Annotated in this window: 21 protein-coding genes and 1 tRNA gene; 12 read left to right on the top strand and 10 right to left on the bottom strand. The window is 73.3% G+C overall.

Features of this window, described 5'->3' with window-relative positions:
• The first annotated feature begins 5 nt into the window (after positions 1–5).
• Together rfbB and rfbD are read left to right on the top strand one after the other, a co-directional pair.
• Positions 6–1,019 carry a dTDP-glucose 4,6-dehydratase gene (gene rfbB / locus GA0070613_RS02750; RefSeq protein ID WP_089010835.1) on the top strand — a complete coding sequence of 338 codons (1,014 nt, stop codon included), beginning with the start codon at positions 6–8 and terminating at the stop codon, positions 1,017–1,019.
• Positions 1,016–1,882 carry a dTDP-4-dehydrorhamnose reductase gene (rfbD, locus tag GA0070613_RS02745; protein ID WP_089010834.1) on the top strand — a complete coding sequence of 289 codons (867 nt, stop codon included), beginning with the start codon at positions 1,016–1,018 and terminating at the stop codon, positions 1,880–1,882. The genes rfbB and rfbD overlap by 4 nt, the downstream gene beginning before the upstream one ends.
• A 66-nt stretch (positions 1,883–1,948) precedes the next feature.
• Here the strand turns inward: rfbD and GA0070613_RS02740 are convergent, their stop codons facing one another.
• Positions 1,949–3,385, bottom strand: a complete 1,437-nt coding sequence (locus tag GA0070613_RS02740) for a sugar transferase (protein ID WP_231929641.1) — start codon at positions 3,383–3,385, stop codon at positions 1,949–1,951.
• A gap of 227 nt (positions 3,386–3,612) precedes the next feature.
• The gene (locus tag GA0070613_RS02735) at positions 3,613–4,692 is read right to left on the bottom strand and encodes an LCP family protein (protein ID WP_089010832.1); all 1,080 of its coding nucleotides are present in this window, start codon (positions 4,690–4,692) and stop codon (positions 3,613–3,615) included.
• Between the two features lie 127 nt (positions 4,693–4,819).
• Between GA0070613_RS02735 and GA0070613_RS02730 the strand changes: the two genes are divergently transcribed.
• Entirely contained in the window at positions 4,820–5,653 is an 834-nt protein-coding gene (locus GA0070613_RS02730) for an O-methyltransferase (protein ID WP_089010831.1), read from the top strand.
• Positions 5,650–6,465, top strand: a complete 816-nt coding sequence (locus GA0070613_RS02725; protein WP_089010830.1) for an MOSC domain-containing protein — start codon at positions 5,650–5,652, stop codon at positions 6,463–6,465. The genes GA0070613_RS02730 and GA0070613_RS02725 overlap by 4 nt, the downstream gene beginning before the upstream one ends.
• Positions 6,466–6,803: 338 nt before the next feature.
• On the opposite strand, the gene GA0070613_RS02720 is transcribed toward GA0070613_RS02725, so the two are convergent.
• The 3 genes from GA0070613_RS02720 to bcp all read right to left on the bottom strand — a co-directional run bounded on the left by GA0070613_RS02720 (position 6,804) and on the right by bcp (position 8,035).
• Positions 6,804–7,343: a GNAT family N-acetyltransferase gene (locus GA0070613_RS02720; RefSeq protein ID WP_089010829.1), complete on the bottom strand. Its 540-nt coding sequence runs from the start codon at positions 7,341–7,343 to the stop codon at positions 6,804–6,806.
• Positions 7,344–7,399: 56 nt separating this feature from the next.
• A tRNA-Leu gene (locus tag GA0070613_RS02715) sits at positions 7,400–7,486 on the bottom strand.
• A 78-nt stretch (positions 7,487–7,564) separates the two neighbouring features.
• A complete protein-coding gene (gene bcp / locus GA0070613_RS02710) occupies positions 7,565–8,035 on the bottom strand; it encodes a thioredoxin-dependent thiol peroxidase (protein ID WP_089010828.1) in 471 nt (156 codons plus the stop codon).
• A 161-nt stretch (positions 8,036–8,196) separates the two neighbouring features.
• On the opposite strand from bcp, the gene GA0070613_RS02705 reads away from it, so the two are divergent.
• Genes GA0070613_RS02705 through GA0070613_RS02690 form a run of 4 tightly spaced genes read left to right on the top strand, consistent with a single transcriptional unit; the run spans position 8,197 to position 10,893 of the window.
• Positions 8,197–8,916 (top strand): energy-coupling factor ABC transporter permease, encoded by a 720-nt coding sequence (locus GA0070613_RS02705; RefSeq protein WP_089010827.1) that lies wholly within the window; start codon positions 8,197–8,199, stop codon positions 8,914–8,916.
• Positions 8,913–9,350: a PDGLE domain-containing protein gene (locus tag GA0070613_RS02700; RefSeq protein WP_089010826.1), complete on the top strand. Its 438-nt coding sequence runs from the start codon at positions 8,913–8,915 to the stop codon at positions 9,348–9,350. The genes GA0070613_RS02705 and GA0070613_RS02700 overlap by 4 nt, the downstream gene beginning before the upstream one ends.
• A 14-nt stretch (positions 9,351–9,364) precedes the next feature.
• Positions 9,365–10,135 (top strand): cobalt ECF transporter T component CbiQ, encoded by a 771-nt coding sequence (gene cbiQ / locus GA0070613_RS02695; RefSeq protein ID WP_089010825.1) that lies wholly within the window; start codon positions 9,365–9,367, stop codon positions 10,133–10,135.
• Positions 10,132–10,893 carry an energy-coupling factor ABC transporter ATP-binding protein gene (locus GA0070613_RS02690; RefSeq protein WP_089010824.1) on the top strand — a complete coding sequence of 254 codons (762 nt, stop codon included), beginning with the start codon at positions 10,132–10,134 and terminating at the stop codon, positions 10,891–10,893. Before cbiQ ends, GA0070613_RS02690 begins: the two co-directional genes overlap by 4 nt.
• Here GA0070613_RS02690 and GA0070613_RS02685 read toward each other — a convergent pair.
• Genes GA0070613_RS02685 through GA0070613_RS02670 form a run of 4 tightly spaced genes read right to left on the bottom strand, consistent with a single transcriptional unit; the run spans position 10,866 to position 13,839 of the window.
• Positions 10,866–11,990 (bottom strand): hypothetical protein, encoded by a 1,125-nt coding sequence (locus GA0070613_RS02685; RefSeq protein WP_231929640.1) that lies wholly within the window; start codon positions 11,988–11,990, stop codon positions 10,866–10,868. The genes GA0070613_RS02690 and GA0070613_RS02685 overlap by 28 nt on opposite strands.
• Positions 11,987–12,703, bottom strand: a complete 717-nt coding sequence (locus tag GA0070613_RS02680; RefSeq protein ID WP_089010823.1) for a DsbA family protein — start codon at positions 12,701–12,703, stop codon at positions 11,987–11,989. Before GA0070613_RS02680 ends, GA0070613_RS02685 begins: the two co-directional genes overlap by 4 nt.
• Positions 12,696–13,220 carry a DoxX family protein gene (locus GA0070613_RS02675; RefSeq protein ID WP_089010822.1) on the bottom strand — a complete coding sequence of 175 codons (525 nt, stop codon included), beginning with the start codon at positions 13,218–13,220 and terminating at the stop codon, positions 12,696–12,698. Before GA0070613_RS02675 ends, GA0070613_RS02680 begins: the two co-directional genes overlap by 8 nt.
• Positions 13,221–13,251: 31 nt before the next feature.
• Positions 13,252–13,839, bottom strand: coding sequence for a sigma-70 family RNA polymerase sigma factor (locus GA0070613_RS02670; RefSeq protein ID WP_089010821.1), 588 nt, complete (start codon positions 13,837–13,839; stop codon positions 13,252–13,254).
• A gap of 108 nt (positions 13,840–13,947) precedes the next feature.
• Between GA0070613_RS02670 and GA0070613_RS02665 the strand changes: the two genes are divergently transcribed.
• The 4 genes from GA0070613_RS02665 to GA0070613_RS34285 all read left to right on the top strand — a co-directional run bounded on the left by GA0070613_RS02665 (position 13,948) and on the right by GA0070613_RS34285 (position 18,224).
• On the top strand, positions 13,948–14,592 hold the full coding sequence (locus GA0070613_RS02665; protein WP_089010820.1) for a zf-HC2 domain-containing protein: 645 nt from the start codon (positions 13,948–13,950) through the stop codon (positions 14,590–14,592).
• A 44-nt stretch (positions 14,593–14,636) separates the two neighbouring features.
• Positions 14,637–16,319, top strand: a complete 1,683-nt coding sequence (locus tag GA0070613_RS02660) for a copper resistance CopC/CopD family protein (protein WP_089015700.1) — start codon at positions 14,637–14,639, stop codon at positions 16,317–16,319.
• A gap of 18 nt (positions 16,320–16,337) precedes the next feature.
• The gene (locus GA0070613_RS02655; RefSeq protein WP_089010819.1) at positions 16,338–17,072 is read left to right on the top strand and encodes a YcnI family copper-binding membrane protein; all 735 of its coding nucleotides are present in this window, start codon (positions 16,338–16,340) and stop codon (positions 17,070–17,072) included.
• A 177-nt stretch (positions 17,073–17,249) separates the two neighbouring features.
• On the top strand, positions 17,250–18,224 hold the full coding sequence (locus GA0070613_RS34285) for a hypothetical protein (RefSeq protein WP_408630969.1): 975 nt from the start codon (positions 17,250–17,252) through the stop codon (positions 18,222–18,224).
• A 154-nt stretch (positions 18,225–18,378) separates the two neighbouring features.
• Here GA0070613_RS34285 and GA0070613_RS02645 read toward each other — a convergent pair whose 3' ends face one another.
• Entirely contained in the window at positions 18,379–19,641 is a 1,263-nt protein-coding gene (locus GA0070613_RS02645; protein WP_089010817.1) for a glycosyltransferase family 87 protein, read from the bottom strand.
• Positions 19,642–19,683: the final 42 nt, after the last annotated feature.

Raw genomic sequence — 19,683 nt, 5'->3', positions numbered from 1 at the left:
GACCCGTGAGGATTCTCGTCACCGGCGGAGCCGGGTTCATCGGGTCGGAGTACGTACGGATGCTGCTGGGCGTGCCCGGCGGCGACGTCGCCGGGGTGCCGGCCGTCGAGCCCTCCGCGGTGACCGTGCTTGACAAGCTCACCTACTCCGGCAACCTGAACAACCTCGCGCCGGTGCGGGAGGACCCGCGCCTGCGGTTCGTGCAGGGTGATATCTGTGACCAGGCGCTGGTCGATGAGGTCGTCGCCGGTCACGACGTGATCGTGCACTTCGCCGCCGAGTCCCATGTGGACCGGTCCATCAACGGGGCCGCCCCGTTCGTGACCACGAACGTGCTCGGCACCCAGACCCTGCTCGACGCCGCGCTGCGGCACGGCACGCACCGGTTCGTGCACGTCTCCACCGACGAGGTGTACGGCTCCATCGACGAGGGCTCCTGGACGGAGACCTGGCCGCTGTCGCCCAACTCCCCGTACTCGGCCTCCAAGGCCGGCTCCGACCTGCTGGCGCTGGCCTACCACCGCACCCACGGCATGGACGTGGTGGTCACCCGCTGCTCCAACAACTACGGGCCCTACCAGTTCCCGGAGAAGGTCATCCCCCTGTTCGTCACCAACCTGCTCGACGGTGGCACCGTGCCGCTCTACGGCGACGGCGGCAACGTCCGGGACTGGCTGCACGTGCACGACCACTGCCGGGGCATCGCGCTGGCCCAGGACAAGGGCCGCGCCGGCGAGGTCTACAACATCGGCGGCGGCACCGAACTGACCAACAAGGAACTCACCGCCCGGCTGCTGGAGGCCTGCGACGCCGGCTGGGACCGGGTCGTGCCGGTCGCCGACCGCAAGGGCCACGACCGCCGCTACTCGCTGGACATCAGCAAGATCAGCGCCGAACTCGGGTACGCGCCGAGCATCGACCTCGAGCACGGCCTGGCGCAGACCGTGCAGTGGTACCGGGACAACCGGGCCTGGTGGGAGCCGCTGAAAGCGGCCACCAAACCGGCCGCCGCCGCATGAGCCGGCTGCTCGTCACCGGCGCCGGCGGCATGCTGGGGCGGGACCTGCTGGCTGTACTGCGTTCCCGGGACGACCTGTCGGTCACCGCCACCACCCGCGCCGACCTGGACATCACCGACCCGGAGGCGGTGCACGCCGCCGTCGCCGGGCACGACGTGGTGATCAACACCGCGGCGTGGACCAACGTGGACGCGGCCGAGGCTCAGGAGCAGGCCGCCACCGCAGTCAACGGCGACGCGGTCGCGAACCTGGCCGGCGCCTGCGCCCTGACCGGCGCCCGGATGATCCACGTCTCCACCGACTACGTCTTCCGCGGCGACGCCACCCAGCCGTACCAGGAGGACGCGCCGACCTCTCCGGTCAACGCGTACGGGCGCAGCAAGCTCGTCGGTGAGCTCGCCGTGACCCGGCTGCTCCCCGACACCGGCCACGTCGTGCGCACCGCCTGGCTCTACGGTCAGCACGGCCCCAACTTCGTCGCGACCATGCTGCGCCTCGCCGGGGAACGCGAGCGGCTCGACGTGGTGAACGACCAGCGGGGGCAACCCACCTGGTCGTACCGGCTGGCGGAGCAGCTCGTCGCGCTGACCGACGCCGCGTTGGCGGGCCACGCCTCCCCCGGCGTCTACCACGGCACGGCTTCGGGCGAGACCACCTGGTACGACCTCGCCCGCGCCGTGTTCACCCTGCGCGGCCTCGACCCCGACCGCATCCGGCCGACGACCAGCGACCGCTTCCCCCGCCCGGCAGCCCGTCCGAGCTACAGCGTCCTGGCCCACGACCGCTGGGCCGCCACGAAGCTGGGGCCGCTGGCGGACTGGCGGTCGAGCCTGGCCGAGGCGCTGGCCAGCGACGCCCTGTAGCCGACCCCCTGCGGCCCGGCGGACGGGCGGCAGGGGGCCGGGTCCACTACGCTCGGCCGGGCCGGCTCAGCGACCACCACCGCGGAAGACCTCCGCGACGGTGCGGAGCACGATCTTGATGTCGAGCCAGAGCGACCAGTTCTCGACGTAGAAGTTGTCGAACCGCGCCCGGTCGGAGATCGGCGTGTCGCCCCGCAGGCCACTGACCTGCGCGAGCCCGGTGAGCCCGACGGGGACCCGGTGGCGCATCGCGTAGTTGGGGTACTCGACCGAGAACTTCTCGACGAAGTACGGCCGCTCCGGCCGCGGCCCCACCACGCTCATCTCGCCGCGCAGGATGTTCCAGAGCTGGGGCAGCTCGTCCAGCGACGTCCGGCGCATGAACCGCCCGATCGGCCCGACCCGCCGGTCGTTCGCGATGGACCAGTTCGTCTGCGACTCGTGCTCGTCGACCGGGCGCATCGAGCGGAACTTGATGACCTTGAACGGCTCGCCGTACCGGCCGATCCGCTCCTGGTAGAAGAAGATGCCGCGGCCGCCGTCGAGGAACGTCGCGATCGCGCAGAGCAGGAGCACCGGGCTCAGCACGATCAACGCCAGCGCGGCGAAGAGCACGTCGGAGGCCCGCTTGATTTTCCACCGCGGACCGGTGAGCGTGGTGTCCCCGATCTTGACGATCGGGATGGCCCCGACGTGGTCGGGATAGCCGCCCTGCGACCGGGAACCCCAGAGGCGAGGCACCGCCCAGAGGTCGCAGCGCGAGCTGGCCGGCCGGAGCAGGGTGTCCATCAGGGCGGACTCCGTGCAGTCCGGGTCGGCGATGACCAGGACCTCGCACCCCATCAGCCTGGTGAGGTGTTCGAGGTCGTCGAGGGTGCCGATCAGCGGAATCGAACCGAGGCCCTGCCGCGACGGGGCGTCGACACAGCCGACGAACCGCAGGCCGTACTGCGGATAGCGCCGAAGCAGCCGGGCGAGCTCCACGCCGACCGGACCGCTACCGATGATGATGGCGTTGTGCTCCACCCACCGCCGCTTACGCGCGACGAGGATGAACGTGTGGTTGACGGCGCGGCCCACGATCACCAGGCCGGCGGAGAGCGCGACGCCCTGCATGAAGCCGCTGACGTACGGCACCGAGTCGTGACGCTGGGCCGCGATGATGGCCACCACCGCGCCGGCTGCCAGGAGCCGCCCGCCGAGGCTCGGCAACTCGTCCAGGATGCTTATGTGCCGGCGGGCCCGGTAGAGCCCGCCGGCCGCGAAGAAGGCCACCGTCAGGCCGGCGTTGGTCAGGGTCCCGCGCCAGTAGTTCTGGGTCACCAGCAGCGGCGCGAGCAGCGCGACGACGTCGATGGGCGCCGTCATCATCCAGGCCCGGAGCCAGCGCGTGCGCTTCGAGGCCCGGGAGCTGGCATATGGGATCACCGCAGTCGTGTCGAGACCGGTGCGCGTCTCCGCCGCGACCAGCGGCTCCTTCGCCGACCGGACGGGGGGGATCACCACAGTGATCCCCGCACCGCCGGTCGGATCTTCCTGCAATGCCACCGGCTGCTGCGAAGTTCCGCCGAGGTCCGATACGGACGCAGCAGGGTGACCAAACACCGGTAGGCGTGACATGGTCGATCCTTCCCCCGTGAGAACCCCTGGCCAGGTGTGCGACGCCGGGGCGATCGAAGGATACGAACGGGCCAGCCGTGCCGCCAGAGCCGGCAAGGTAGTTCGACGTCCTACTTTCCGGCAGCCAGGATGTCGGGGACCGAGTCGCGGCGGACCGCGTCGAAGAGCGTCTTCGCCTTCGTCGTGTTCGCGAACACGACGCTCTCGCTGCCGACCCGGCCCGTCCCCTTCACGGGGCAGGTGAAGAACCCGAGGTTGCCGCCCCGCAGGCCACGCAGCTCCATCGCTAGGTCCAAGAGGGACAGTGACTTGTCCACCGCCACCGCGTTCGACGTGGCCTTCACGAACGAGTTCAGCTTGCCGGGGCTGGCCAGCACGCCGCCGGAGGCAGCCTTGTCCAGGATTGCCTTGATCACCTGCTGCTGGTGTCGGATCCGGGCGAAGTCGCCGTCGGCGAAGGCATGCCGCTCACGCGCGTAGTCGAGCGCGGCGGCCCCGTCCATGGTCTGCCGACCCTTGACGAACGTCCGGCTACCGCTCAGGGAGTAATTCGTGGTGAAGTCCTTCTCCACGTCGATCTCGACACCACCCAGCGCGTCGACGATCTCCTTGAAGCCGGAGAAGTCGACCATCGTCACATGGTCGATACGGACGCCGGTGAACTGCTCCACCGTCTGCACCATCAGCGGAACGCCGCCCCATGCGTATGCCGCATTGATCTTGGCATCCCGGCCGCCGTGTTGGCCGTCCTTCGAGCGTGGCACCGACACCCAGGTGTCCCGCGGAATCGAGATGAGCTGGGCGCTCGACCGGTCCGCTGGCAGGTGGGCGACGATGATCGTGTCGCTCCGGGACCCCCCGGTGTTTTCCGGGTCGCGGGAGTCGCTGCCCAGCATCATGATGTTCATCGCGCCCTTCGCCGCGACCTCGACCTGCGGGCGGGACTCCTCGGGCACGCCGTCGAAGGCGTCAACGCGCTCGACGGAGGAATTGATCGAGCGGTAGTACAGGCCGCCCGCGAGGAGGCCACCCCCGGTGAGCAGCACCAGCACCAGCAGCACGATCAGGGCGATACGCCGGCCGCGTCGGCGACGCGGAGCCGGCGAGGACGTCTGCTCCGTGGCGTCGAGATCCACTTCGGACGCTGGGTAGCGCGTTTCGTAGTCGGCGAACTGGTGGCGACGTGACATGTGCGGGATGCTACTGACTCGCCTTCCGGCGCGGGAACCCTCGTCCGGTCGGTCAGGTCCGGCCACCCGGTCGGTGCCTGAGAACTTTCCTCGCCAGTCGCCACCCCGACCTGGTAAAACCGCACACGTGGACGCAACGAAGCTCCGGCGGGCCATCGCCCGCACCCCGTTGGCTCCGGTCGCCGCCTTCCCGGTGCGGCTGGCCCGGGTCGCCCGGCACGACGCCAAGGTGCTGCGCACCTCCGCCCGCTGGCTGGTCACCTCGCGTGAGCATCACAACTACACGTACGAGCTGACCAAGCTGAGCCGGCACCACCTTGCCTGGTTCGTCAGCGTGGTCTGTGACGTGCCGGTCAAGCAGGTCCGGGCGTACCTCAACGAGATCGAGACCGACGAGGAACTACGCCGGCACATCGAGCGCGCCACCGCCGCCGCGTCCCGCCGCGGCCTGGCCGACAAGCACGTCCGGTACGCCCGCCGGATCGGCTGGTACGCCACCGTCCGCGCCCGCAAGCCCGCGCACGTGGTGGAGACCGGCGTCGACAAGGGGCTCGGCAGCTGCGTCCTCGCCGCCGCGCTGCTGCGCAATGCCGCCGAGGGGCACCCGGGCCGGCTCACCTCGCTGGACATCAACCCGGAGGCCGGCTACCTGGCCCGCGCCACGCCCTGGGCCGACGTGGTCGACCTGGTGATCGGCGACTCCGTCGCCTCGATCGCCGCGCTGGACCGCCCGGTCGACCTGTTCCTGCACGACAGCGACCACAGCCGGGTGCACGAGAAGAGCGAGTTCGAGGCGGTGGAGCCGAAGCTCGCCCCCGGGGCGATGCTGCTCACCGACAACGTCACCGTCACCAACGTCCTCGCCGAGCACGCCGAACGGACGGGGCGGCGCTTCCTCGCCTACCGGGAGACACCGGCCCGGCACTGGTACCCGGGCGACGGGATCGGGGTCGCCTGGTGAGGCTCGCCGCCGTGCACACGTACCCGGTCAAGGGCTGCCACCGGCTCGACCACGACGGCGCCCGGGTCGAACCGTGGGGCCTGGCCGGCGACCGGCGCTGGCTGGTCATCGACGAGCACGGCGTCGGCGTCACCCAGCGGGAGGCCGCCGAGCTGGTCACCCTGGGCGCCACCCCGCGCGCCGGCGGCCTGGTGCTGCGCGCCCCGGACCGCGCCGACCTGGACGTGCCCGAGCCGGACGCGGGCGAGCCGCTGCCGGTGCGGGTGTTCCGCAGCCGACGGCCGGTCGCCGCGCTGCCCGCCGGTCCGGCCGCCGACGACTGGCTCGGCGGGCTGCTCGGCCGGCCGGTCCGGCTGGTCTGGCTGCGCGAGCCGACCCGGCAGATGGACCCGGATGAGCGCGACCACGACACCGGCGACCAGGTCAGCTTCGCCGACGAGTACCCGCTGCTGCTGGCCGGCGCGGCCTCGCTCGACGCGCTGAACGACTGGCTGGCCGAGGCGGGCGAGCCGCCGGTGCCGATGGCCCGGTTCCGCCCCAACCTGGTCGTCGAGGGGGCCCCGGCCTGGGCGGAGGACGGGTGGGCCGGCCGCCGGCTCCGCGTCGGATCGGCCGTCTTCCGCGCCGCCGGGCCCTGTGACCGCTGCGTGGTCACCACCACCGACCAGGAGACCGGCGTACGCGGCAAGGAGCCGCTGCGCACCCTCGGCCGGCACCGCAACATCAACCAGAAGCTCCTCTTCGGGCTGCACCTGGTCCCCGACGGGCCGGGCGAGGTGCAGGTCGGCGATCCGGTGACCCTGCTGGACTGACCACCCGGCGTGCCGCCGCCGGCCCGGGCCACCGCGATCTGCTCGGGTCGGCGGCCCTTGGCTTTCCCTTGGCCCGCTGGTCGCTCGGCGGTGCTTGACCTGGTGCCGCGCCCGCTGCTCCGGCCGGGGACTGGATGGCCGGTCGGGTGTCCTGGTCGGGCGCTACGAAGCTGATGACGTGAACGAATCACCGCGGACGCAGGGCGGCGAGTTCCGCCGGCTGTGGCGATTCATCCACGACATCAGCATCGTAGGACCCTGCCGTGCTTCCAAGGGTGGCCCACGGGATGGATCGGCCGGGACCCGATGATGGGTGCCGGGCCCGGGGAGCCCGGGCGTCAGGCCCCCGGCCGGTCCAGGTCCAGCCACATGAAGACCTCGTCCCGGTCGTCGCCGGGGGCGAGGCGCAGCGCGCCGGGCAGCCGCCCCACCTCCCGGTAGCCCAGCCGGTCGTAGAACGGCTCGAGGCCGAGCCCGCCCCGGACGGTCACGTGCAGCGCCGCCAGGCCCAGCTCGCTGCCGAGCCGCTCGGCCTCGCGCATCAGCGCGGCGCCGTACCCGCGGCCCTGGGTGTCGGGGTGGACCATCACCCGCTTGAGCACCCGATAGTGCGTCTTCAGGTGGAACCGGTTGTCGCAGATGATCAGGATGCCGACCGGCCGATCGCCCTCGTAGCCGACCAGCAGCCGGTCCGGCCCGTCGACGATGTCGGCGAAGGCGGCCTCGGCCATCGGCCGGACCTCGGCCGCGGTCACCGGGGCGACGAAGCCGACCGCGCCGCCGGCGTTGGTGACGTCCACCCAGAGCGAGACGATCTGCTCGCGCAGCTCAGGGGTGAGATCAGGATCCAGTACGAAACGCAGGCTCACGCCTGCCATCCTGAGGGAGTGGCTAGGCATGAACCCCACGTTCGTGATCCTCACGACATCGCCTCTGGTGCGGGAGAGGGGAGTCGAACCCCCACGTCCTTTCGGACAATAGGACCTAAACCTATCGCGCCTGCCTGTTACGCCACTCCCGCGGACCTGCTGAGTCTAGAGCGTCGGGCCTCTGGGGTGGTGAGCCCAGCCTCCCTCAGGATTAGCGGCGTACGACAGTCTCAGTCCAGGCCGAGGTCCCGGCGGAGCTTGGCGACGTGCCCGGTGGCCTTGACGTTGTAGAGCGCGCGCTCGATCTTGCCGTCCTCGTCGACGACGAAGGTCGAGCGGATCACCCCGGTGACGGTCTTGCCGTACATCTGCTTCTCGCCGTACGCGCCGTACGCGGTCAGCACCGCCTTGTCGGTGTCGGCGACCAGCGGGAAGGTGATCGCGTCCCGGTCGCGGAACTTGGCCAGCTTCTCCGGCTTGTCCGGGGAGATGCCGACCACCTGGTAGCCGGCGGCCTGGAGGGAGGCGAGCGAGTCGCGGAAGTCGCAGGCCTGCTTGGTGCAGCCGGGAGTCATGGCGGCCGGGTAGGCGTACAGGATGACCTTGCGGCCACGCAGGTCGGTCAGGGAGAGCGTGTCGCCGGTGTCGGTGGGGAGAGTGAACTCGGGCGCGGGGTCGCCGGGGTTGAGGCGGTCGGTCATGGCGCAGACGATACCGCCGCCGCGCGGGACGCCGACGGTGGCGACGCGCCGCCACCCGTGATCAACACCATGCCTTGTTGCAATAAATTGGCAACAAGGAGCCGGCGCAAATAAGCTGACCCCGTCGGTGTGGGCCCGCCCGCCGCGCCCCGGGAGGTCGAGTGGAAACCCTGGCGATGCACATCTCGAACGGGATCATCAACGGTCCCGTCGCCGCGGTCTTCGCCGCCTTCGCGCTCGCCGTGCTCACCCTCTGCGTGCTGCGCGGCCGCCGCGACCTGGACGACCGGCTGGCCCCGATGGCGGGCCTGGTGGCCGCGTTCATCTTCGCGGTGCAGATGCTCAACTTCCCGATCTTCACCGCCGGGGTGAGCGGTCACCTGCTCGGGGGCGCGCTCGCCGCGCTCCTGGTCGGCCCGTGGGTCGGCGCGCTCTGCGTGGCCGTCGTCCTCGTCGTGCAGGCACTGGTCTTCGGCGACGGCGGGGTGGCCATGCTCGGCCTCAACGTCACCAACATGGCGATCCTCGGCACCGCCGTGGCGTACCTGCTGATCGCGCTGCTGCTGCGGGTGCTGCCGCGTACCCCGGCCGGGCTCGGCATCACCGCGTTCGTGTCGGGCCTGATCAGCGTGGTGGTCGCCAGCCAGGGCTTCGTCCTGCAGTACTGGCTGGGCGGCACCACCGACCTGGGCGGCAACCTCGCCGGGCTGGCCGGCACGATGGCCGGCGTCCACCTGCTGATCGGTGTCGGCGAGGGCCTGATCACCGCCACCACGGTGGTCACCGTCGCCAAGGTCCGCCCCGACCTGGTGTACGCGCTGCGCGCCCTGAAGCCGGCCGCGCCGGCCGCCGTCGTCCCGGCCGCCGGGGGTGCCCGATGACCAAGCGCAACTGGGGCTTCGTCCTCGGCGGCCTGCTGGTCGCCCTGCTGCTCGCCGGCGTGGTCAGCAACTACGCCTCGGCGCACCCGGACGGGCTCGACTCGTCCCTGCTCAAGGGCTGCACGGTGAACGCCGACGGCGAGATCACCGGCGGCAGTTGCCCGGCGCAGCAGGCGAAGAACCACGAGCTGTCCGACAGCCCGCTGGCCGACTACGGCATCCGGGGCGTGGACAACCGGTTCCTCTCCACCGGCCTCTCCGGCGTCCTCGGCGTGCTGCTCACCTTCGCCCTCGGCGGCGGCCTCTTCTGGCTGGCCCGCCGGCACGGCCCCACCGGTCCCGGCGCGTCGGGCGACGACCCCGCCCGCTCGGGCGGGTCGGCCGGCGACACCGACCCGGCCGACGCCGGGCGGCGCGCGGCCCGCGCCGGCTGAGGGGACACGTCGACATGGGCGCCGGACACGCGCACGTGCTCTACCGCGAGTCCACCTCGCTGGTGCACCGCCTCCCACCGGAGGTGAAGATCGCCGCGATGGTGCTGTTCACCGTCGCCGTGGTTGCCACGCCCCGCGAGGCGTACTGGGCCTTCGGCGGGTACGCGCTGCTGGTCGCCGCCGTCGCGGCGCTGGCCCGGGTGGGCCCGCGCTGGCTGCTCGGCCGGGCGCTGATCGAGCTGCCGTTCGTGCTCTTCGCGTTCGCGCTGCCCTTCTTCGGGGCGGGGGAGCGGGTCGAGGTGGCCGGGCTGGGCCTCTCCGTGGACGGGCTGCTGGGCGGCTGGAACATCCTGGCGAAGGGGACGCTGGGCGTACTGGCGTCGCTCCTGCTCGCCGCGACCACGACGACGCGGGACCTGATCGTCGGCCTGGACCGGCTGCGCTGCCCGCAGATCCTCACCCAGATCGCCACCTTCATGCTGCGCTACCTGGATGTGCTGGTGGGCGAGGCCCGGCGGATGCGGGTGGCCCGGGTCTCCCGGGGCGACGACCCGCGTTTCCTCTGGCAGTTGCGCGGCTTCGCCGCCGGGGTCGGCGCGCTCTTCCTGCGTGCGTTCGAGCGCGGCGAGCGGGTCTACCTGGCCATGGTGTCGCGCGGCTACTCGGGCCGGATGCCGGCGGTCTGGCAGGGGGCCGGCGCGGCCACCGCCGGCCAGTGGGCTGCCGCCGCCACGGTGCCGCTGGCGGCCGCCGCCATCGCCGCCGCCGCGGTCGTCCTGACATGATCGGGTACGTGCAGACGGCTCCCTCCCTGGACGTGCGCGGCGTCCGGTACGCGTACCCGGACGGTCACGTCGCCCTGCACGGGGTGGACCTGACGGTGCCGCGCGGGGACCGGGTGGCGCTGCTCGGCCCCAACGGGGCCGGCAAGACGACTTTGGTGCTGCACCTCAACGGCATCCTCACTGCCACCGAGGGGACGGTCGCCGTCGGCGGGCTGACGGTCAGCCGGGACCGGGACACGCTGGCCGAGATCCGCCGCCGGGTGGGCATCGTCTTCCAGGATCCGGACGACCAGCTCTTCCTGCCGACCGTGGCCGAGGACGTGGCGTTCGGCCCGGCGAACCTGGGGCTGCGCGGGGCGGCGCTGGCCGCCCGGGTCGACGAGGCGCTGGCCGCGGTCGGAATGAGCGAGCACCGGGACCGGGCGCCGCACCACCTCTCCTTCGGTCAGCGCCGCCGGGTGGCGGTGGCCACGGTGCTCGCCATGCGGCCGGAGATCCTGGTCCTCGACGAGCCGTCGTCCAACCTCGACCCGGCCGCCCGGCGGGAGCTGGCGGAGATCCTGCGCGGCCTGCCGGTGACCCTGTTGATGGTCACCCACGACCTGCCGTACGCGGCGGAGCTCTGCGACCGCTCGGTGATCCTCGACGCCGGCCGCATCGTCGCCGACGCCCCCACCGTCGACCTCCTCACCGACGAGCCCCTCCTCGCCCGCCACCGCCTCGAACTCCCCTACGGCTTCACCCCCCGCCCCTCCTGACCCGCAGCGGGGGTGGCGGGGGTCGGGACCGGCTGGCGGCTGGCGCGGGAGGCGGCGTGGAGGCGCAGGATGCCGGCGCCGAGGGCGCCGGCGCCGGTGGCGAGGATCAGGGCCACCAGCAGCCGGGCGGTGGTGGCCGGCCAGACCACGGGAACCACCGAGCGGGAGAGCACGGCGATGTTGGCGAAGCCGGCGAAGATCGCCAGGCAGGCGCCCGCCAGAGCGAGGGCGAAGTCGGCGGCCTCCCGGCGGGCCAGCGCGTACCCGCCGGCGGCGATGGCGCCGAGCCCGGTGAGCAGCATCCAGACCTGACCGTTGATCAGCCCGAGCAGCACCCCGCCGAGCCCGTCGGCGCCGGCATCGAGTTCCCGGCCGATGGTGAACGCCACGGTGGCCAGCCCGCCGAGGGCGAGCAGGGCGCCCACGCCCCGCAGCGCGCGTACCCCGGTGGCCGTGCCGGCGGGGGCGAGCCCGGCCGCCGCGACGGCGAGGAAGCCGAGGGTGGCGGCTACCCACCACGGGTATGCGTCCGGTGGCGGCACCCAGTCCAGGGTGCCCCGGACCTCGATCGTCTCGTCGCCGGCGCGCAGCGGCACCACCCAGTCCCGGACCCGCTGCTGGCGCCCCGGGTCGGCGGTCACCTGGGCGGGCGGCGACGACTCGAGCCAGAGCGTCCGCTGGTCGTGCCAGCGCACCGACTGCCCCTTGCCGACCCGGGACCAGACCGGGGCCGCGGCCGGGTCTGCCGCCGGCGGGAGGCTGGTGTCACCGGCGATGGTCTGGTTGAGGTAGGTGGCCGGGGAGCGGCGGTTCTCGTACACCCCGCCCGGGCCGACCCGCAGGTACGGCTCGCCGGAGTAGCCGAGCACCTCGACGTCCCGCCCGGTGCGGTTGATCAGCTCCAGCCGGGCGCCCGCCTCGACGACCCGGACGGTGAGCCCGGGCCGGGCGGGGGCGAGCGCGGTGACCTCGGCCCGGTAGTCCGTGCCATCGGGGGCGTCCGCGCCGTGCGCGGCGGCCGGCGCGGCCAGGGCGAGCAGGGCGGCGAGCGCGACGGTGACGACCACCGTGGCCCGTCGCAGCGGTACGGGGATCACTTGCCGGCCGCCGCCACCGCCGCCTTGATCCCCTCCGGGGAGCGGTCCTCGACGTCCTTGCCGTTGACCTTGATGGTCGGGGTGCCGGTGACGCCGGACTTGCTCGCGTCGTCGGTGACGTGCTCGGTCCACGGCTTGTACGTGCCGTCCTTCACGCAGGAGCCGAAGTCGTCGCGGTTCAGCCCGACGCCCGCCCCGATGTCGATCAGCTCGTCGTTGCTGAGCCCGGCGCTGCCCTCGGCCGGCTGTCGGGCGAAGAGCGCGTCGGTGAACTCCTTGAACTTGCCGCCCTGGGCGGCGCAGCCCGAGGCGGCCGACGCGCGGGTGGAGTACTCCGTGGTGGAGAAGCGGTTCAGGAAGGCCACCGGATGGAAGATCACCCGCACCTTGTCCTCCCTGATCAACTGGTCGATGGTCGCGCCGTTGACCTGCTGGAACTGCTTGCAGACCGGGCAGAGGTAGTCCTCGTACAGGTCGATGGCGACGGGACCGGCGCCGGCGACGATCCCGGTGCCGCCGGCGTTGGCGCCGGATGGGGCGGTGAAGGTCTTCGACTTCTGGCTGGAGTAGACGGACCAGCCGATCAGCCCGGCGATCACCAGCACCACCACGGCGCCGACCGAGGTCCAGATGGTACGCGTGCGCCGCTTCTCCCTGGCGAGCTGCGCGCGGACCACCTGGGCGGCGTTCTTCCGCCCCTTGCGACTACTCATCCTCGCCCTCCACGGGTGCATCGCCCGCCAGCCAGCCGTCCACGGAGACGGGGGTGCGGGGCCAGATCAGCAGGAATCCGGCCAGCGCCAGGAATCCCAGGTCCCGGAGGATCTCCGGGAGGTAGCTCGGGGCCCGCCCGGCGGCGAGCTGCCCGCCGCTGCCGAAGCACCCGCAGTCGATGGCCAGGCCGCGGCTCCAGGCCGAGGCGATGCCGGTGATGAAGACCACCAGCAGCGCCGCGGAGACCCCGGCGGCCAGTCGGGTGGCCAGCCCGATCAGCAGCAGTACGCCGAGCGCCAGCTCCACGAAGGGCAGCGCGGCGCCGATCACGGTGGCGAGGTCGTACGGCATGACCTGGTAGGCGTTCACGGCCCGGCCGGAGGCGGCCAGGTCGCCGACCTTCGCGCCGCCGGCGATCAACCAGACGGCGGCCAGCCCGAGTCGGGCGGCGGTGCCGAGCCAGGGCCGGACGGCGGGCCAGCGGGCGGCCCGGGTGCTCGGTGCAGTCACGGTCATTTGTCGTCCCGGATCCGAGGAAAGTTCCGCGTCAACCGGCGAGCGCGTCGCCGACGGCCTCGACCAGGTCGCAGCGGGCCCGGGCGACGCGGGAGCGGATGGTGCCCACCGGCACCCCCTCCACGGCGGCGGCCTCGGCGTACGACAGGCCGAGCAGTTGGGTGAGCACGAACGCCTCGCGCCGGTCGGCGGGGAGCCGGCGGACCAGGTCGGTGGCGCCGAGGTGCCCGGCCGGGTCGGGGTACGGCCGGTCGGTGTGGGCGTGCGCCGCGAGCCGTTCGTCGAGCCGGCGGCGGCGCACCACGGTACGCAGGTGGTCGGCGCAGGCCCGGCGGGCGATGCCCAGCAGCCAGGTACGCACGCTGGAGCGGCCCTCGAAGCCGGGCAGCGCGCGGAACGCCCGCAGGTACGTCTCCTGGGTGAGGTCGTCGGCGCTGTCCGCGTCGACCAGCGCGGCGGCGAACCGCCACACCTCGGCCTGGGTGGCCCGGACGAAGGCGGCCTGCGCGACCGGGTCGCCGTCCCGGGCGGCCAGCGCCCACCGCGTGGCGCCGTCCCGCGCGGCCTCGCCGCGCGCCTCGTGGCGGCCGGCGGTGGTGTCGCGCGGGGCGGGGATCACGACAGACGAGGTTACGCGGCGTACCTGGGTGAGGCAGGGCCCTTCGGCCCTTTCTATGGCCCGGCCCACTCCGGGAACTTTTCCGCGCCCACCCCCGACTACCTGCTCATGAACTGCGACGACGTACGGGTGGCGCTGTCGGCGCGGCTGGACGGCGAGGACCCGCAGGCGCCGGTGCCGGCGCTGGAGGCGCACACCGAGGCCTGCCCCGGGTGCCGCTCCTGGCTGGCGCGGGCCGAACGGGTGACCCGACTCACCCGGCTCCAGGCGGTCGACGTACCCGATCTGACCGCCCCCGTGCTGGCCGCGGTCGCCGCGGACCGGGCCGCGGCGCGGGACGACGCCGCCGCCACCGTGCGGGCCCGGCGCCAGTTGCTGCGGGTGGCCGTGGCGGTGGCCGCGGTGGCGCAGCTCGCCATCGCGCTGCCGATCCTGCTCGCCGGCGTCGGGGTCGAGGCCGACCCGCACACCAGCCGTGAGATGGCCTCCTTCGACGCGGCGCTCGCGGTCGGGTTCGCGCTGGCCGCCTGGCGGCCGGAGCGGGCCCGGGCGTTCCTGCCGGTGGCGCTGGTGCTGGCGGTCTGCCTGGCCGGCACCAGCGCGGTGGACATCGCCCGGTCGAGCACCGCGCTGGTGCACGAGCTGGGCCACCTGGCCGCCGTGGTGCAGGCGGGCCTGCTCTGGGCGTTGGGCCGGGTCAGCGGCGAGCCGCCGCGCCGGCTGCCCCCCGCGCTCGCGCCGGGGCGCGGGTGAGGCCGGGTCGCCGAGCACGGGCCCGGTCGGCGAGCATGATGGTCATGACTGCTGCCGTACGCCGCCGGCCCGTGGCCGTCGCCGACCGTCGATGGGCCGCCCGGGTGTGCGCCGCCGCCGGTCTGCTGGTCGCCCTCGTCGCCCTGCTGCTCGCCCCGGCCACCCCGGCGAGCGCCCACGCCGTCCTGGTCAGCAGCAGCCCGGCGGCCTCGGCGGTGGTGCCGAGCGCGCCCGCCGAGGTGGTGCTGACCTTCAGCGAGGGGGTCCGCAAGGTGCCCGGCAAGATCCGGGTCATCGCGCCGGACGGCTCCCGGGCGGACCGGGGTGAGCCGTCCTTCTCCGGCGCAGCGGTGACCGTCCCGGTCGATCCCTCCGGTGCCCGGGGCACCTATCTGGTGAGCTACCGGGTGATCTCCGCCGACAGCCACCCGGTCTCTGGCGCGTTCACGTACTCGGTGGGCGCCCCGTCGCCGCCGCCGGTCGACACCGGCTCGGACAACCGCGCCGACCCGGTGGTGGAGAACGCCGTGAAGGTGGCGAAGTACCTCGGCTACGCCGGACTGCTGCTGCTGGTCGGCCCGGCGCTGGTGCTGGCCGCGCTCTGGCCGCGTCGGCTGCCCCGGCGCGGGCCGGCCCGGCTGGCCTGGGCGGGGCTGGGCCTGCTGGTCCTGGGCACCCTCGCCGACCTGTGGTTGCAGGTGCCGTACACGGCCGGCGGCGGGCTGTTCGACGTGACCTCCTCGGGGTTGGGCGACGTGGTGGGCAGCGCCTTCGGCACCGCCCACCTGGTCCGGCTGGGGCTGCTCGCCGCGGCGGCGTTCCTGCTCCGGCCCCTCTTCGCCGGGCCGGTCGGCCGGACCGACGGGATCATCCTGGCCATTGTCGGCGGGGCGGCGCTGTTCACCTGGCCGCTGGCCGGCCACCCGGCCGCCTCGCCCGCGCCGGCCGTCTCCGTGGTGGTGGACGCGGTGCACCTGGGCAGCATGGCGGTCTGGCTGGGCGGCCTGGTGATGCTCGCGGTGTTCCTGCTCCGCCGGGCCGACGAACGCGAGCTGGGGGCGATCCTGCCGATCTGGTCCCGCTGGGCGGCCCTCGCCGTGGCGGCGCTGCTGCTCGCCGGCACCGTGCAGGGGCTGATCGAGGTGGCCACCCCGAAGGCCCTGGTCGACACCACCTACGGGCGGCTGCTGCTCGCCAAGATCGGGCTGTTCGCGCTGGTGGTCGGGGTGGCCGCGTACTCCCGGGCGTTGGTGCGGCGGCGGATCGCGGCGCAGCGTCCGGGGCGGATGCGCCAGGCCATCTGGGTGGAGCTGGCGATCACGGCGATCGTGCTCGGCGTCTCGGCGACCCTGGTGCAGACCACCCCGGCCCGGACCGCCGCCACCGACGTGGCCGGTACGACCACCGGCTACTTCTCCACCACGCTCGCCAGCCCGGTCGCCTCAGTTCAGGTGGAGCTGGACCCGGCCGAGCGGGGCAACAATTCCGTACACCTCTACGCGTACACGAAGGACAACCGGCCGCAGCCGGTGCAGGAGTGGAAGGCCACCGCCGCCCTGCCGTCGGCGGGGATCGAGCCGATCGAGATCCCGCTGCTGCCGCTGACCGACAACCACGTGACCGGGGAGATCAACCTCCCGGCCGCGGGGGAGTGGCAGCTCCGCATCACCGTCCGCACCACCGACATCGACCAGGCCACGGTGACCGCCACCGTACCGATCAAGTAACGGAAGGCTCTCAGACACATGATCCGTCTCCGGCGTCCCGCCACCGCCGCCGCGCTCGCGCTCACCGCCGTCGCCACTGCCGTGTTCGGCCTCGCCGGGCCCGCCTCGGCGCACGTCACGGTCAACCCGAAGGAGGCGACCCAGGGCGGCTACGGCCGGTTCGCGTTCCGGGTGCCGAACGAGAGCGACACGGCCTCGACCACCAAGGTCGAGGTGGTGCTGCCGCAGAACGCCCCGGTCGGCTCGGTGTCCACCATGCCGGTGCCGGGCTGGACGGTGGCGGTGGAGAAGCGCAAGGTGAACCCGCCGATCGACGTGCACGGCAGCCAGCTCACCGAGGCGGTGTCCAAGCTGACCTGGACGGCCGCCGCGAACGCCGGGGTCAAGCCGGGCGAGTTCCAGGAGTTTCCGGTCTCCATGGGGCCGCTGCCGCAGGTCGACCGGATGGTGTTCAAGGTGCTCCAGACCTACTCGGACGGCAACGTGGCCCGCTGGATCGAGGAGCCGACGCCGGGCGGGGAGGAGCCGGAGAACCCGGCCCCGGTGCTCACCCTGACCGCCGCCTCGCCGTCCGCCGCGCCGAGCGGGAGCGCGGGCGCGGCCGCCCCGGCCGGTGACGACGACTCCGACGACGACTCCGACGGCGCCGGCACCGCGTTCGGCGTCGCCGGTCTGGTCGCCGGGCTGGCCGGCCTGATCCTGGGTGGCCTGGCCTTCCTGCGGACCCGTCGGGAGCCCACGCCGAAGCCCTGAGCTGCGTCGTTGTCGGCGGCCCGTCGGATCTTCCGGCGGGCCGCCGGCCTTTCTGCGGTCCTCGGGGTGCATGCCGTGGATATCCGGCGATTGTGCGGTTCGCGTCGGTAAGGTCGGCCGGGTAGTTGGCTACCGAGGGGGACGACGCGAATGCGGTTCGTGCGAACGATCGCCGGCATGCTGCTGTTGACCATGGGGATTCCGGTGCTTATGGCCGGCGGTGGCCTGTGGACCATCGGCCGGCACGCCGACCCCGACGGCGGCTTCGGCGCCCGTTTCGAGACCGCCCGCACCCCGGGCCAGGCGATCGTGGTCACCGACGTGGACGCTCTGCTGCGCGCCGAGGCGCCGTTCGCCCGGACCGGGCAGGCCCGGCTCCGGCTGACCGCCCGGACCCCCGACGGCCCGGCCTTCCTCGGCCTGGCGCCCAGCGACCAGGTGCGGCGCTGGCTCGACCCCGTCCCGCACGCCACCGTCCGGCGGGTCGCGCTGGCCCGAGGTCCGCTGCCGGTCCGGCTCGACCCGGCCGGGCCGGCCGCCGCCGGCACCGCCGCCGCCGTCCCGCTCGGCCAGGATTTCTGGGTACGCGAAGGGATCGGCGCGCTGGAATGGAACCCGGGCGAGCTGGCCGGCCGATCGCTGAGCCTGGTGGTGATGCGCCCCGACGGCCGGGCCGATCTCGCCGTGGACCTGCGCGCCGAGCTGCGCGCGGGGTGGCTCCAGGGCGCGGCGTGGGGACTGCTCGCCGGCGGAATCCTGCTGGTGATGCTGGCCGTGGCGCTGCTGCTGCGTCCGGTCCGCCCGCGCGAGGTGGTCTTCGTGGTCGAGCCGGACCAGGTCCCGGTGCTCGCCGGCCGGCTCGGCGTGACCTCGCTCAGCGGCCTCGGCGCGCAGAAGACCGCCGAGGGGCGGCCGCCGTTGGCCGACCGGCAACTCGTCTCGGTCGGCCCGGCCCACGCGGGGCCCTCCCGGGCCGCGATCGGGCCGGTCCCCACCCGTCGGCCGGAGACCCTCGCCGACCTGCCGACGAGTCCGGGGATGACGACGACCTGGTCCTGGCCACCCGGGACGGTCGAGGAGAGCACGCGCCCGGTTTCGGTGGACGGCCCGGCCCGGCCGGCGTCGCCGGACGCCCCCGGCGCCGACGGCTGAGGTCCGCCGCAACGACGGGTGGCCCTCCGCGCTGCCGACGCGGAGGGCCACCGTCACCGGGGGATCGGTGCTACCTGGGAGAAACTTGAGGTAGTTGGGACCAGATTAGCGCCGATCGAGGCCGGTCGGGACGTCTGTCCATTTGGTGCAAGTTTCAGGGTGTCGCCGGGGACTCGGCGGACCGACGCCTGGGCCGGGTCGGCAGCGCCACCAACAACAGCAGGCTGAGCAGCACGTACGCGTTGCGGGCGGCGAACTCGCCGAGGTTGTCGGTACGCGCCGGGGCGACGCCCCAGTCCTGGAAGGACACCACTCCGTAGATGATCACGAACGCGGTGCCGACCGCGAGCGTCAGCAGCCAGCGGCGCCGCCGCACCCCCTCGGCCGTGCCCCGGTCGGTGCCCAGCGCGGCGTCCACCAGCACCACCACCGCCGGGATGAACCAGTACAGGTGGTGCGTCCAGGTGATCGGGCTGACCAGCCCGCCGACCAGACCGGTCAGCGTGAGGCCGGCGAGCGCGTCGCCGGCCCGGGCGGCGCGGGCGGCCCGCCACAGCCCGTACCCGGTGACCACGACGACCAGCAGCAGCCACGGGAGCTGGCTCGGCTTCTCCGGCGCGGTGATCCGGCTGAGCAGGCCGAACAGCGACTGGTTGCCGGTGTAGTCGGTGCGCCCGACCCGGTCGGTCGCCCAGAGCTCGTGGGTCCAGAACCGCCACGAGTCGGCCGGCGCGACCGCCGCCGCCAGCAGGGTGGCCAGCGCCGCGGTCGCGGCGGCCACCGCCGCCGCCCGCCAGCGCCGGGTCGCCAGCAGGTAGAGGATGAAGATGCCCGGGAAGAGCTTGAGCGCCGTCGCCAGCCCCACGCCCACGCCGGCCCAGCGCCGCCCCTGCGGTACGGCGAACAGCAGGTCGGCCAGGATCAGCACCACCAGCAGCATGTTGATCTGACCGAAGGTGATCGTCTCCCGGGTGCTCTCCACGGCGAAGACCAGCAGGACGGCGAGCGTGAGGCTGAACAACCGGGGCAGGTCGTGCCGCGCGACGACCGGGGTCACCAGCCAGCGCGTCGTCACCACCACGCCGATCGCGGTCAGCACGGTGAACACCGCCACCGTGAGGCCGAGCGGCAGCAGGGCGAACGGCCGCAGCAGCAGCGCGGTCAACGGGGGGTAGGTGAAGTAGAGCGCGCCCTGCACCCGGTCCGGCTGGACGTAGTCGTAGAGCGGATGGCCGCCCGCCCACCAGTCCATCGCCCGCATGTAGATCTTCAGGTCGAAGAAGTGGTGCCCCAGCCCCGGCAGGTACAGCGCCGGCAGCACCGCCGCGAGCGCGATCACCGTGACCAGCCGGCGGACCGTACGGCCGCCCGGGTCGTCCTCGGTGACGGCGGGCGGTGCGACGGGTTCGGCTGGCACGCAGAAACCCTAGCGGTCCGTTCCGGCCATGGTGCCGAGGCG

Source organism: Micromonospora inositola (genome assembly GCF_900090285.1).
Taxonomy (GTDB): domain Bacteria; phylum Actinomycetota; class Actinomycetes; order Mycobacteriales; family Micromonosporaceae; genus Micromonospora; species Micromonospora inositola.
The sequence above is the reverse complement of the archived record's forward strand: the minus strand, read 5'-3'. Positions and strand labels throughout refer to the sequence as shown.

Excerpts from the sequence above, each read along its gene's own strand:
- GA0070613_RS34285 (WP_408630969.1), top strand. The coding sequence starts at position 17,250 with ATGCTGCTGTTGACCATGGGGATTCCGGTGCTTATGGCCGGCGGTGGC.
- bcp (WP_089010828.1), bottom strand. The coding sequence starts at position 8,035 with ATGACCGACCGCCTCAACCCCGGCGACCCCGCGCCCGAGTTCACTCTC.
- GA0070613_RS02690 (WP_089010824.1), top strand. The coding sequence starts at position 10,132 with ATGATCGGGTACGTGCAGACGGCTCCCTCCCTGGACGTGCGCGGCGTC.
- cbiQ (WP_089010825.1), top strand. The coding sequence starts at position 9,365 with ATGGGCGCCGGACACGCGCACGTGCTCTACCGCGAGTCCACCTCGCTG.
- GA0070613_RS02720 (WP_089010829.1), bottom strand. The coding sequence starts at position 7,343 with ATGGCAGGCGTGAGCCTGCGTTTCGTACTGGATCCTGATCTCACCCCT.
- GA0070613_RS02680 (WP_089010823.1), bottom strand. The coding sequence starts at position 12,703 with ATGAGTAGTCGCAAGGGGCGGAAGAACGCCGCCCAGGTGGTCCGCGCG.
- rfbD (WP_089010834.1), top strand. The coding sequence starts at position 1,016 with ATGAGCCGGCTGCTCGTCACCGGCGCCGGCGGCATGCTGGGGCGGGAC.
- GA0070613_RS02700 (WP_089010826.1), top strand. The coding sequence starts at position 8,913 with ATGACCAAGCGCAACTGGGGCTTCGTCCTCGGCGGCCTGCTGGTCGCC.
- GA0070613_RS02665 (WP_089010820.1), top strand. The coding sequence starts at position 13,948 with ATGAACTGCGACGACGTACGGGTGGCGCTGTCGGCGCGGCTGGACGGC.
- GA0070613_RS02675 (WP_089010822.1), bottom strand. The coding sequence starts at position 13,220 with ATGACCGTGACTGCACCGAGCACCCGGGCCGCCCGCTGGCCCGCCGTC.
- GA0070613_RS02655 (WP_089010819.1), top strand. The coding sequence starts at position 16,338 with ATGATCCGTCTCCGGCGTCCCGCCACCGCCGCCGCGCTCGCGCTCACC.
- GA0070613_RS02660 (WP_089015700.1), top strand. The coding sequence starts at position 14,637 with ATGACTGCTGCCGTACGCCGCCGGCCCGTGGCCGTCGCCGACCGTCGA.
- GA0070613_RS02735 (WP_089010832.1), bottom strand. The coding sequence starts at position 4,692 with ATGTCACGTCGCCACCAGTTCGCCGACTACGAAACGCGCTACCCAGCG.